At 71.4% G+C, this 13086-nt stretch carries 11 protein-coding genes; 2 read left to right on the top strand and 9 right to left on the bottom strand.

Going from position 1 to position 13086, the window contains the following annotated elements; all coding sequences use genetic code 11:
* Positions 1-102: 102 nt before the first annotated feature.
* The 3 genes from ACFVQG_RS25735 to ACFVQG_RS25745 all read right to left on the bottom strand — a co-directional run bounded on the left by ACFVQG_RS25735 (position 103) and on the right by ACFVQG_RS25745 (position 3376).
* Positions 103-849, bottom strand: coding sequence for a DUF6227 family protein (locus ACFVQG_RS25735; RefSeq protein WP_383387751.1), 747 nt, complete (start codon positions 847-849; stop codon positions 103-105).
* A 141-nt stretch (positions 850-990) separates the two neighbouring features.
* Entirely contained in the window at positions 991-2109 is a 1119-nt protein-coding gene (locus ACFVQG_RS25740; protein ID WP_383387753.1) for a P1 family peptidase, read from the bottom strand.
* Between the two features lie 34 nt (positions 2110-2143).
* Entirely contained in the window at positions 2144-3376 is a 1233-nt protein-coding gene (locus tag ACFVQG_RS25745; RefSeq protein ID WP_383388103.1) for a low temperature requirement protein A, read from the bottom strand.
* Between the two features lie 178 nt (positions 3377-3554).
* Here ACFVQG_RS25745 and ACFVQG_RS25750 point away from each other — a divergent pair, with 178 nt between their 5' ends.
* Positions 3555-3740: a hypothetical protein gene (locus ACFVQG_RS25750; RefSeq protein WP_383387755.1), complete on the top strand. Its 186-nt coding sequence runs from the start codon at positions 3555-3557 to the stop codon at positions 3738-3740.
* Positions 3741-3912: 172 nt separating this feature from the next.
* Here the strand turns inward: ACFVQG_RS25750 and mscL are convergent, their stop codons facing one another.
* The 6 genes from mscL to ACFVQG_RS25780 all read right to left on the bottom strand — a co-directional run bounded on the left by mscL (position 3913) and on the right by ACFVQG_RS25780 (position 9868).
* Positions 3913-4392 carry a large conductance mechanosensitive channel protein MscL gene (mscL, locus tag ACFVQG_RS25755; protein WP_383387757.1) on the bottom strand — a complete coding sequence of 160 codons (480 nt, stop codon included), beginning with the start codon at positions 4390-4392 and terminating at the stop codon, positions 3913-3915.
* Between the two features lie 162 nt (positions 4393-4554).
* A complete protein-coding gene (locus tag ACFVQG_RS25760; protein WP_383387758.1) occupies positions 4555-5130 on the bottom strand; it encodes a hypothetical protein in 576 nt (191 codons plus the stop codon).
* A 174-nt stretch (positions 5131-5304) separates the two neighbouring features.
* Entirely contained in the window at positions 5305-6147 is an 843-nt protein-coding gene (locus tag ACFVQG_RS25765) for an S-methyl-5'-thioadenosine phosphorylase (RefSeq protein ID WP_383387760.1), read from the bottom strand.
* A gap of 88 nt (positions 6148-6235) precedes the next feature.
* Positions 6236-6553 (bottom strand): FmdB family zinc ribbon protein, encoded by a 318-nt coding sequence (locus ACFVQG_RS25770; protein WP_383387762.1) that lies wholly within the window; start codon positions 6551-6553, stop codon positions 6236-6238.
* A 67-nt stretch (positions 6554-6620) separates the two neighbouring features.
* A complete protein-coding gene (locus ACFVQG_RS25775) occupies positions 6621-7916 on the bottom strand; it encodes an MFS transporter (RefSeq protein ID WP_383387764.1) in 1296 nt (431 codons plus the stop codon).
* Between the two features lie 401 nt (positions 7917-8317).
* On the bottom strand, positions 8318-9868 hold the full coding sequence (locus tag ACFVQG_RS25780; protein ID WP_383387766.1) for a potassium/proton antiporter: 1551 nt from the start codon (positions 9866-9868) through the stop codon (positions 8318-8320).
* Between the two features lie 246 nt (positions 9869-10114).
* On the opposite strand from ACFVQG_RS25780, the gene ACFVQG_RS25785 reads away from it, so the two are divergent.
* Entirely contained in the window at positions 10115-12943 is a 2829-nt protein-coding gene (locus ACFVQG_RS25785) for a penicillin acylase family protein (RefSeq protein WP_383387767.1), read from the top strand.
* Positions 12944-13086 lie beyond the last annotated feature (143 nt).

Genomic DNA, 13086 nt, shown 5'->3' on the forward strand with positions numbered 1-13086 from the left:
GTGCGGGGGTGCGTGCGGTGCGTGCGGGTGCGTGCGGTGCGTGCGGGGGCGCGGGGGTGCTCGGGTGACCGGTGGGCGGGTGACCGGTGCGCGAGGCCCGGGTCAGGAGACCTGTGCCGCCCGGCGCTCCATCGCCTCCCGTGCCGCGTCCTCCGTCGGGTACACCTCGCACATGTGCCGTCCGTCCGGCGTGGCCGTGTGCTCGACCTCCCACAGGGAGATCTCCTGGCCGTCGCGGAGCAGGAACGCGTGCTCGTAGAGCGAGAAGCCCAGCTGGATGCGGCCCGCCCGGCAGGGGCGGCCGAAGGCCTGGGTGATCTGGTGCGCGAACGCGGTGGTCAGCAGGGCCGCCGTGTCCGCACCGGGCCGGTCGGGATTCTCCGCGCGGCGCAGCAGCCGACGCGCGTGATCCGCCGAGTCGTCCGGCACATACGCGTGCCGCGGCTCGGGAACCGGCGACAACTGCACCAGCACCGGCAACTCGAAGTCCGGGGCGTCCGGAGGCATCGGCAGCCGGGCCGTGGCGATGCGCAGTTCCTCCTCGTCGACATACACCTCGCGCTGCAGTCTGCTGTCCGGCGCGGTGTTGTGGACCAACTCCCAGAGGGTGAGCGCCGAGCCGTCGGCCAGCAGCCATGTGTGCCGGTACGTCTCCCGGTGCAGGCCCGCGCCATGGTGCGCGGAGTGCAGCGAACTGTCATGGGCCAGCGCGCTGTCGAGCCGCCTTATCGTCTCGTCGGGCAGCTCAAAGGAGTTCAGTGCACGGCCGAGCAGTCGCGCGAGGTGCTCCTCCGGCGACTCGGGCGACTCGGGTGGTTCGTACGCTGCCGTCTCGTACGGAACGCTCAAGGTTTCTCCTGGCGTTGCTGCATGTCACCTTGTGGGTGCATACCGTAGCCCCTCGGCCCGACATCATGTCCGGGAACGGGAAAACGTACGCCGGGAAAACGGCTACCCCGCGCAAAAAGTTCCCGCATTCCCGACGATCCGTCAAACCTTCGGCGCTGGCGGCCTCTTCTCACCGCACTTCAACTGGGGGGCTCCCCCCCCGGCCCCCCGCCCTCTCCCCTCCCTCCCCGCCCCCTCGCCCCCGTACAGCTCCTCATACGACGGCCACGCGCCCCCCGCCCCCGTCACCGACTCGGCCGCCCGTACCGCTCGGACGATCGCCCTGGTCAGGGTGTCCGCACCGGCGGCGAGGATCTCGTTGAGGGCCAGCGGGTGTCCCTCGTCGAGTGGGTGGCTGCCGGTCGCCAGGGCGAACACCGTGTCGCCGTCGTTGAGGAGGTGCACCGGCCGTACCGCTCGCGCGATCCCGTCGTGGGCCGTACCGGCCAGCTTCTGTGCCTGTGCCTTGGACAGGGCGGCGTCGGTGGCGACCACCGCCAGGGTGGTGTTCAGCGGTGGTGGCGCGTTCTTCGCCGCCAGCTCCGCCAGGCGCCGTTGCGCCGCCTCGTGCGCCTGTGCTTCCGGATACTCCGCCCGTCCCTGGAACAGCTCCCCGTACAACACCCCCGTCCCCGGATCCAGTACCTCACCCGCCGCGTTGGCCACCACCAGCGCCGCCACCGTGATCCCCGAGCCGAGCACCGTGCTGGCGCTGCCGACCCCGCCCTTCAGGGTCCCGACGACCGCTCCCGTCCCGGCGCCGACGCAGCCCTCCGGCACCGCCGCGCCGACCTCGCTCGCCGCGGCCGCTTCGACGGCGGCCCGGCCGAGCGCCGCGTCCGGCCTGGCCCGGAAGTCACCGCCGCGCCCCAGGTCGAAGACGCACGCGGCGGGCACCACGGGCACTACGTGCGCCGGGTCGGGCCCGACGCGCACCCCGCGCTGCCGCTCCTCCAGCCAGGCCATCACACCGGACGCCGCGTCCAGCCCGTACGCGCTGCCGCCGGTCAGCACCACCGCCTCGACCTTCTGCACCAGATTGCGGGGATCGAGGGCGTCGGTCTCCTTGGTGCCGGGCCCGCCGCCGCGCACGTCCACCGCGGCGACCACCCCGCCCTCCGGCGCCAGCACGACCGTCGTGCCGGTGAGCCAGCCGTCCCCGGTCCGCGTCGCGTGCCCCACCCGCAGTCCGGTCACGTCCGTCAATGCGTCTGCTGTCATGGGACCAGTCTGGGACCGATCGCCCTAGTCCCCCTCACCTTTGGGCCAGCGATCTCTGGGACCACTCCCTGCGTGCCGTCAGCGTCACGCCGGTCGCCACCGACAGCGCCGACACCACGCCCGACGCCAGGACCGCCCAGTCACCGAGGAACGTGCAGCAGATCACCAGCAGCGCCGTCATCGGCAGGACGAGCTGCTGGGCCAGCCCCACCTTGAAGTGCCGTGCGTGCAGCGCCCAGACGGCGAGCAGATACAGCGCCGTCGGCAGGGTCACCGCCGCGGCGGCGGCCAGGGTGGAGATATGGGCCACGCCGACCGCCTGCTCGACCGCCACCTCCAGGCCCGCGCCGATCGCGGCCGCCGAGGCGAAGATCAGGTAGTGGCCGTAACCCCACAGGAACGCCTGTCTGCTGGAGCGGAGGTGCCCGTGGATCGGTACCACGAAGTAGATCCACCACGCCGAGAACACGATCAGCAGCCCACCCGCCGCGATCGGCAGCAGCTCGCCCAGCGACTCGTGCTCGTCGGCGGCCGATTTCACGGCGACCGTGGCCGCGAGGATCGTCTCGCCGAGCACGATGATCGTGAACAGTCCGTACCGCTCGGCGATGTGCCGGGGATGCCAGGGCGTGGGACGGCTGCGCTCCGCGATCACCGGCACGCACAGCTCCGCGATCGCCATCACCAGGAACAGCCAGGGGCGGGCGGGTTCCGGCAGGACCACCAGGCCCACCCAGCCGACCTGGCAGATCAGCACCCCGACCGCGTACCGCAGGGCGACCGTCCGCTCGGCCCCCCGGGCGGTTCTCGCGGCCCGCAGCCACTGGGTGGCCATCGCCACCCGCATGATCACGTAGCCGAGCAGGACGAGCCCGTAGTCGTGGTCGTCGAAGGCGCGCGTCACCCCCGCGGCGAGCACCAGGACCCCCGCCATCTGCACCAGGGTGACGACCCGGTACAGCGCGTCGTCGTTGTCGTACGCCGAGGCGAACCAGGTGAAGTTCATCCAGGCCCACCAGATGGCGAAGAACACCATCGCGTAGTTCAGGATGCCCTCGCCGACGTGGTGCTCCGCCAGGGCGTGCACCAGTTGGATGCCCGCCTGGGCGACGGCCACGACGAAGCAGAGGTCGAAGAACAGCTCAAGCGGAGTGGCGCTGCGGTGTGCCTCGTCCCGGGTCCGGGCGGTGAGCTGCCGCAGCGGAGCCTGCGGGAGCTGCCCGCCGGAGGGCCCCGCCGGACCGGCGGGCGGAGTCGAACTGGACATCATGGGACCAAGTGCAGCAGATCCCCGGTGGAAAATCTTGCGAACCTGCGCACGTTGGCGTGCGGTTACGGGCTTGTGCGCGCCAGGGCCTACGGTCCCGGGTGCGTGCGCACCAGCGCCTGGGCCCCAGGGACCGTAGGCGCCAGGGTCTACGCCCGCAGGGCCGTACCCTGGACGCATGACCCCCACCGCATCCGCCCCCGAGCCGCGCGAGCCCAAGGCCGCGCTGATCTTCGATGACCCGCTGGACCAGCAGTCCTCGGACGACACGGACCGTGGGTGGGGCGAGCGGCCGGGCGGCACCGGTGGCGGCGCGGACGACCTGAAGCGCTTCCTCGACGAGAAGCCGCCCCACCACCTCTGAGCGGCCCACGGCCTCTGCGCGCCCCACCACCTCTGAGCGCCCCACGGCCTCTCCCGCCACCTCCGCCCGGCCCACGGCCTCTGCGCGCCCCGCCGACCCTCAAAGGCCCGCTGCCTCTGACCGGCCCAGCGACCCTGACCGGCCCACCGGACCCGGCCCGCACCAGCCGCCGCTACCGCTGCTGATCCTGACCCGAGCCGCGCTGTGCGAGCAGCGCGTCGCGGATTTCCTTGAGGACCTCCAGCTCGGTCACCTCGATGACCTCGTGGGTGCTCTCCCGTGCCTTGCGGCGGGCCTCCTGGCGGGCCAGGTACTTCGACATCGGCAGGACCATGATGAAGTAGACGACCGCCGCGGTGATCACGAAGCTGAGCGTGGCGCCCAGGACGGACCCCCAGAGGATCGTCACGCCGCTGGTGACCGTGCCGTCGGCCGCCACCTCGCACGGGCCCTTCAGACAGGACCGGTAGCTGTCGAGGTTCTGTGTGCCGATCGCTCCGACCAGCGGGTTGATGACGCCCTTCACCACCGAGTTGACGATGTTGGTGAAGGCGGCGCCGATGACCACCGCTACGGCCAGGTCGATGACGTTCCCGCGCATCAGGAAGGTCTTGAAGCCCTCCCAGACGCTCGGTCCCTGCTTCTCGCTCACCTGGGAGCCTTTCCTCTCGCGCACCCGGCGCGGAACAAGTCGCGGAACAAAACGCTCCGCAACCTACGTCAGGGTCCCGCGGCGCTGTCCAACGGGGTCGCTCGAAGTAAGGATGTGACGCAAAGCCAGGTCCCGGCGGGCGCACACCGTGTAATGCGCGGCTCACCACAGCGTCACCGCCAGCCGTGCCGTGGTGCTCGCGCCCGCCAGATCCGCCGCTTGCGACCGCGGCACGGACAGCAGCACCAGCGCGCCTTCAGGGGTGGGGTCCGCGGGCACCTTCCTCACCACGGCTCCCCGTGCGACCACCCTGGCCTCGCCGCCCGTCGCCGTCTCCTCCGCGGCGATGACGTCGACCCGGTCGCCCGGCCGCAGCAGCCGGGCCGTGGCGGCGTCGGCGATCCGTACCGGCGCCGTTACCAGTCGGACGCCGCGCGGCTCGGCGGCCCGCGTGCCCGAGGGGGCCTGTCGTACGACGACCGGATGCCCTCGGGCCTGCCCGTCCCGCTCAGGCTCCGCCGGTTCCCGCGGTCCGGCCGCCACCAGCGCGGCGGCCGTGACCGCCAGCCCCGCAGCCACCGCCCGGCGCCGATGTCGTAGCAGTCGGCGCAGGCCCTCCCGGCCGCCGCGCACCCGGATGGGAGCGAAGTGCGGCACCTCGCAGCCGGGCGGCACCTCCGTGCCGAGTGGGGGAGTAGCGGGGGACAAGGGAAAGGAGGAGGGACGGGACGTGGACATGGGGACCACCACCTGCGACTACGCGACGACGAACCGGCTTGTGGGTCCACGATGACGCCTCGTGCCGCAGCCCGCCGGAGCCCGTGCGCTACTCACGGGTTGTGGACAACTCGCCCACTCGAACGAGAGATTCCGCCCGCGCTCCAACGCCCCGCAGCGCTGGTGAACCCGCCCCTACGGCAACGCGAACCCCGGATCCATCCCACCCAGCGCCGTCGTGCACAGACAGTCCCGCTCCCCGCTCGCAGGCAGCGCCCCCACCGCGTCGAACAGCACCCCCCGCAGCCGGTCCACGTTGGCCGCGAACACCCGCAGCACCTCGTCGTGGGAGACGCCCTCGCCGGTCTCGGCGCCCGCGTCCAGGTCGGTGACCAGGGTCATGGACGTGTAGCACAGCTCCAGCTCGCGGGCGAGCGTCGCCTCGGGGTGGCCGGTCATGCCGACCACGGACCAGCCCTGCGCCTGGTGCCACAGCGACTCGGCGCGGGTCGAGAAGCGCGGACCCTCGACCACGACCAGCGTGCCGCCGTCCACCGGCTCCCAGTCCCGCCCGCGGGCCGCCTTCAGCGCTGCCGCCCGCCCGGTGGGGCAGTACGGGTCGGCCAGGGACACGTGGACGACGTTTGGCACCGTCCCGTCGGGCAGCGGAAGGCCGTCGAAGTACGTCGACGCCCGGGACTTCGTACGGTCCACCAGCTGGTCCGGCACGAGCAGCGTGCCCGGCCCGTACTCGGGTCGCAGCCCGCCCACCGCGCACGGTCCGAGGACCTGGCGCACGCCGACCGACCGCAGCGCCCACAGGTTGGCGCGGTAGTTGATCCGGTGCGGCGGCAGGTGGTGGCCGCGTCCGTGCCGGGGCAGGAAGGCGACCCGACGGCCGGCGATCTCGCCGAGGAAGAGGGAGTCGCTGGGCGCCCCGTACGGCGTGTCCACCTGGATCTCGGTCACGTCGTCGAGGAACGAGTAGAAGCCGGAGCCTCCGATCACGCCGATCTCGGCGTTCACCTTGTTCGCCATGCCCCTGACCCTAACCGTCCCGCAGGGCCCCGGGGACGCCGAGGACCCTGCCGCCGTACGACGACAGGGTCCCGAAAGGCTTGGAGTGCTACGCGGCCGAGCTGGTGGAGGTGCCGCTGCTCGACGTCTTCGAGTCGGAGGACGAAGAGGAGGCCGACGTCGAAGAACCGGAGGAGGACGAGCCGGACGAAGACGACTTCGACGCCGCCGGGGAACTGCTCGACGACGAGCCGCGGCTGTCGTTGCGGTAGAAGCCGGAGCCCTTGAACACGATGCCGACCGCGGAGAACACCTTCTTGAGGCGGCCACCGCAGTTGGGGCACTCCGTCAGGGCGTCGTCGGTGAACTTCTGCACCGCCTCGAGGCCCTCGCCGCACTCGGTGCACTGGTACTGGTAGGTCGGCACTGTCTTCCTCCTGGCACTCTCACTCGATGAGTGCTAACGACGCTCCATAGTGACGTATTCCCGCCGATCAGTCCACTGCGACCGAGGAGCGGTGACCGACGCCACGCGCGACGGTCCGGCTGCGCGGCCTGACCGCCAGCCGCGAGCGCAGCGCCAGCACCGTCGCCAGGGCCAGCAGTGTGCCGCCCATCGGCACCAGGAACCCGGCGCCGTCCCACAGCCGGTCCTCCAGCTGTCCGGCGACCGTGACGGCGGCGGCCTGGCCGAGCGCGACCGCGCCGGTGAGCCAGGTGAACGCCTCGGTGCGGGCACCGGCCGGGACCAGGCCCTCGACGAGGGTGTAGCCGGTGATCAGGGCGGGCGCGATGGCCATGCCCACCAGCAGACCGAGCCCGGCGAGGAGCACCACGGAGTGGGCGGCCCACAGTCCGGACGCGACCAGGGCGAGGGCGGCGTACCCGACGACGAGGCGCTGCTGCGGGGCGGCCTTCCAGGCGATGGCGCCGCAGGCGATGCCGGAGAGCATGTTGCCCGCGGCGAAGACGCCGTACAGGACGCCGTTCAGGCCGGGCTCGCCGATCGACTCGGTGAACGCGGCCAGGGAGACCTGCATGCCGCCGAAGACGGAGCCGATGCCCAGGAAGGCCACCACCAGTACGCGTACGCCGGGGACGCGCAGCGCGGAGGCGTGCCGCACGCGCGCGTGCCCGCCCGCCGCGACCGAGGGCTGCGTGCCGCGCTGGGCGGCGAACAGCAGACCGCCGACCAGGGTCAGCCCGGCCTCCGTGACCAGGCCCGCGGCCGGGTCGACGGTGGTGCACAGGGCGGTGGCGAGGAGCGGGCCGAGGACGAAGGTCAGCTCGTCGGTGACCGACTCGAAGGCCGCCGCGGTGGTCATCAGGGGCGAGCCCTGGAGCTTGACGCCCCAGCGGGCGCGCACCATGGGGCCGACCTGCGGCACCGAGGCACCGGTCGGGACGGCCGCCGCGAACAGCGCCCACAGGGGGGCGTCCGCCAGCGCGAGCGCGGTCAGGGTGAGGCCGGACACCGTGTGCACCAGTACGCCGGGGACGAGGACGGCGCGCTGTCCGAAGCGGTCGGCGAGGCGGCCGCTGTAGGGCGCGAACAGCGCCATGGCGACGCCGGTGACGGCGGCCACGGCGCCTGCCGCGCCGTAGGAGCCGGTGGTGTGCTGGACGAGCAGCACGATGGAGAGGGTGAGCATCGCGAACGGCTGGCGTGCCGCGAAGCCGGGCAGCAGGAACGTCCAGGCGCCGCGGGTGCGCAGCAGTTGTCCGTAGCCCTGGCGGGACGAGGAAGCCGAGTTCTTCGGCTGCTTCGACGGGGTGACCGTGGACACCACGGCCCGTGCCTTTCTGCCGCCTGGTAGCGCGGCCCCTTCGGATGGGGGGCGGCGCCGAGAGCTGTCCTCGTGCGCGGATGCGGTAGATACCGGCGCCCACTGCTCCAGTGGGCAACCCGGCCGCCATACGGTCGCGCCAGCTCTGCGTCAGGCAGAGTTGGTTCGATCAGGTTGGTCACATGATACAAGGGCCGACGCCGGGCGCACCTGTGAAAGCCAGCACCATCAGGCCGTACACCTGCGATGAAGGTCTTCGGCAATGGAGACCCTCCGTACTGGAGACCCTCCGCACTGGAGACCCCCTCCGTACTGGAGACCCCCTCCGTACTGGAGACCCCCCGTACTGGAGACCCCCGTACTGAGGACCCTCCGTACTGGAAACCCTCCGCGATACGGACCGTCTAGGTGCCGTCCGTCCCCAGCCACCCGGCCAGCTTGCCGCCGCGGCTCACCGCCCGCAGCCGTCGTTCGGCGGCGTCGCGCACCGGGTCGGTGGTGACCACCAGGAGTTCGTCGCCGCGCCGCAGCACGGTCGTCGGCAGCGGTACGAAGGACGTGCCGTCGCGGACGACGAGGGTGACCCCGGCCCCGGCGGGCAGTCGCAGTTCGGCCACCTCGACGCCGTGCATCCGCGAGCCCTCAGGGACCTCGACGGACAGCAGGTGCCCGCGCAGCCGCTCCAGGGGCGCCGACTCGATGCCGAGGTCGGCGGCCTCGGAGGGGTCGCCGAGGTGCAGCTTGCGGGCGAGCCAGGGCAGGGTCGGGCCCTGGATCAGGGTGTAGACGACGACCAGCACGAAGACGATGTTGAAGATCCGGCGGCTGTCCGCGACGCCGTTCACCATGGGGATGGTCGCCAGGATGATGGGCACGGCGCCGCGCAGCCCGGCCCAGGACATCAGCGCCTGCTCCCGCCAGGGCACCCGGAACGCGGGCAGGCACAGCAGCACGCTCAGCGGGCGGGCGACGACGGTCAGCACCAGTCCGATGACGAGGCCGGGCAGGATGTCGTCGCCCAGCTCGTGCGGGGTGACCAGCAGGCCGAGCAGGACGAACATGCCGATCTGGGCGATCCAGCCGAGGCCGTCGGCGAAGCCGCGGGTGGCGGGCCAGTGCGGGAGGCGGGCGTTGCCCAGGACCATCGAGGCGAGGTACACCGCGAGGAAGCCGCTGCCGTGGGCGATCGCGCCGACCGCGTAGGCGCTGACGGCGATCGCCAGCACGGCGATGGGGTAGAGGCCGGAGGCGGGCAGCGCCACGTGCCGCAGCCCCCAGGCGCCGAGCCAGCCGACCGCGAGGCCGATCGCGGCGCCGATGACGAGTTCCAGCGCTATCTCGCCGACCAGCGTGTACCAGTGCTCGATCGGCCCGGCGGTGGAGAAGGCGACGACGAGGATGACGACCGGGGCGTCGTTGAAGCCGGACTCGGCCTCCAGCGTGCCGGTCACGCGCGCGGGCAGCGGGATGCGCCGCAGCACCGAGAAGACGGCCGCGGCGTCGGTGGAGGACACCACCGCGCCGATGATGAGCGCCTGCCGCCACTCCAGCCCGATCAGATAGTGCGCGCCCGTCGCCGTGACCCCCACGCTCACCGCGACCCCGAACAGCGCCAGCGCGGAGGCGGCGGGCAGGGCGGGTCTGATCTCCTTCCACTTCGTGCCGAGTCCGCCCTCGGCCAGGATCACGACGAGGGCCGCGTACCCGATGACCTGGGTCAGTTCGGCGTTGTCGAAGTGGATGTCGCCGATGCCGTCCTGGCCCATGGCCATGCCGATGCCCAGGTACACGAGCAGGCTGGGGAGCCCGCTGCGCGAGGAGATCCGGACCGCCGCGACGGCGACGAGCAGGACGAGCGAGCAGACGAGCAGGAGTTCGTTGAGCTGGTGGACAGTCAGCGGCCGTTCCTTTCCCTGGCTCACACGCGGCACGCGCGCGTGAACGCCTTCGTGCATGGGACACGAAGCGGCGGCGCGCACCCCCGGCCGACGCCAGGCCTCGTATCAACCATTCGGTTACTTCATTACCTTACCTAACTCTTGACGATTTCTTGACGTTGACCCAGGCATGATCGAACGTCCGTCCGTGCTGGTTCCCCACTCCGCGTCAAGTGGCACAGGGCCCTGCGCCTATGGTTGCTCCAGCGCTCATTCAAAATCACAGCCCGACCTGCCGCTCGCGTTAGGACAGCAAGGACAGCGATGCCCCCCAACACCACCGCCACAACGGGTCAGAAGCCCGGCAAGTCCGGCAGGAAGAAGGGACGCAGAGCCCGCCTGATCGTGCTCGTGCTGGTGCTGGCCATCATCGGCGGCATCGCCTACGGGGCGTACTGGTCGATCAGCACGGTGCGCGCCTCGTTCCCGCAGACCAAGGGTTCGATCACGCTCGACGGCCTGTCCGGCCCGGTGGACGTGAAGCGGGACGGCTACGGCATCCCGCAGATCTACGCCTCCTCCGACGAGGACCTGTTCATGGCACAGGGCTTCGTCCAGGCCCAGGACCGGTTCTACGAGATGGACGTCCGCCGCCACATGACCTCCGGGCGCCTGTCCGAGATGTTCGGCAAGGGCCAGGTGGACAACGACGAGTTCCTGCGCACCCTGGGCTGGGACCGGGTGGCGCGCGAGGAGTACGAGTCCAAGCTCTCGGCGGAGACGAAGAAATACCTCGAGGCGTACGCCAAGGGAGTCAACGCCTACCTGGCGGGCAAGGACGGCGAGGAGATCTCGCTGGAGTACGCGGCGCTGGGCTTCAGCAACGACTACGAGCCCGCGAAGTGGACCCCCGTCGACTCGGTGTCCTGGCTGAAGGCGATGGCCTGGGACCTGCGCGGCAACATGGAGGACGAGATCGACCGGGCGCTGATGACCAGCCGCCTGGGCCCGCAGCAGATCGCCGAGCTGTACCCGCAGTACCCCTACAGCCGCAACAAGGCGATCGTCCAGGAGGGTCAGTACGACGAGCTGACCGGGGCGTGGACGCAGGGCGAGGACACCGGCACCGGCACCGGCACCGACGGCTCGGCGGACGGGCTCGGCACCGACCCGTCGACGGGCACCGGCACCGACCCGACGACGGGCGGCACCGTCGACCCGGCCTCGGGCACCGGCACCGACCCGGTGACGGACCCCCTGCAGACGCAGCTCGGCGGCCTCTACGACCTCCTCGAGGACCTGCCCACCGCGGTGGGGGTCAACGGCAACGGCATCGGCTCCAACTCCTGGGTCGTCGGCGGCGAGCACACCATCACCGGCAAGCCCCTGCTGGCCAACGACCCGCACCTGTCGCCCTCGCTGCCGTCCGTCTGGTACCAGATGGGCCTGCACTGCCGCAGCGTCTCCGACAAGTGCCAGTACGACGTCGCCGGTTACACCTTCGCGGGCGTGCCCGGCGTGGTCATCGGCCACAACCAGGACGTCTCCTGGGGCATGACGAACTCCGGCGTCGACGTCACCGACCTGTACCTGGAGAAGCTCACCGGCGACGGCTACCTGTACGGCGGCAAGGTGGTCCCGTTCACCACGCGCGAGGAGACCATCAAGGTCGCCGGGGGAGAGTCCAAGCAGATCGTGGTCCGGGAGACCAACAACGGCCCCCTGCTGTCCGACCGCGACGACGAGCTGGTCAAGGTCGGCCGGAAGGCCACCGTCGACACCGCGGCGCCCGACCGGGGCGACGGCTACGGCATCGCCCTGCGCTGGACCGCGCTGGAGCCGGGCACCACCATGGACGCCGTCTTCGCGATGAACAAGGCGTCCGACTGGGAGGACTTCCGGTCGGCGGCCGCGCTGTTCGACGTCCCCTCGCAGAACCTGATCTACGCCGACACCGAGAACAACATCGGCTACACCCTGCCGGGCCGGATCCCCACGCGCGCGGAGAACCACGACGGCTCGATCCCGGCGCCGGGCTGGGACGCCAAGTACCGCTGGACCGGCTACATCAAGCATGACGAGCTGCCCTACGAGTACAACCCCGAGCGCGGCTACATCGTCACCGCCAACCAGGCCGTGGTGGACAAGGACTACCCCTACACGCTCACCACGGACTGGGGCTACGGCACCCGCAGCCAGCGCATCACCGATCTGATCGAGTCGAAGATCAAGGGCGACGGCAAGATCTCCACCGACGACATGCGCCAGATGCAGATGGACAACAGCAGCGAGATCGCCAAGCTGCTCGTCCCGCAGCTGCTGAAGATCGACGTGGACGACAAGGACGTCCGCGAGGCGCAGAAGCTCCTGGAGGGCTGGGACTACACCCAGGACGCCGACTCGGCGGCGGCGGCCTACTTCAACTCGGTGTGGCGCAACATCGTCAAGCTGGCCTTCGGCAACAAGCTGCCCAAGGAGGTGCGCGTCAAGGGCCAGTGCCTGTGGGTCGACCCGGTCAACACCACCGGCCCCGCGGACGAGGTGGAGAAGGTCCGCGAGTGCGGGCAGCGCGACGCCGGGCAGGCCCAGCCGGACGGCGGCGACCGCTGGTTCGAGGTGGTGCGCGGCCTGATGGACGACGAGGACAGCGACTGGTGGACCACGCCCCGGTCGGGCACCCGCCCGGCGGCCTCCGCCGACCGTGACGCCCTGTTCAAGCGGGCCATGATCGACGCCCGCTGGGAGCTGACCGCCAAGCTCGGCAAGGACATCGACACCTGGAGCTGGGGGCGGCTGCACCGGCTGTTCCTGAAGAACCAGACGCTGGGCACCTCCGGCCCCGGCTTCCTCCAGTACGTCCTCAACCGCGGCCCCTGGAAGCTCAGCGGCGGCGAGGCCACGGTCAACGCGACCGGCTGGAACGCGGCGGGCGGCTTCGGGGTCATCTGGGTGCCGTCGATGCGGATGGTGGTCAACCTCGACAACCTCGACAAGTCCCAGTGGATCAACCTCACCGGCGCCTCCGGGCACGCCTACAGCGCCCACTACACCGACCAGACCGACAAGTGGGCCAACGGCGAGCTGCTGCCGTGGGCGTTCTCCGAGGAGGCGGTCGGGGAGAGCACGAGCGACACGCTGGTGCTCAAGCCCTGACCCACGGGTCGGGAGGAAGACGGTAGACCGGAGACCGGAGCGGCCCTCCACGCGCGCGCGGGGGGGGGCGCGCCCCGGGGGGCCCCCCCCCCGGGCGAGCCCACCCGCACCCCCCCCCCCCCCCCCGCCGCCCCCCCCCCCCC

This window comes from Streptomyces sp. NPDC057877 (assembly GCF_042796855.1).
Classification (GTDB): Bacteria; Actinomycetota; Actinomycetes; order Streptomycetales; family Streptomycetaceae; genus Streptomyces.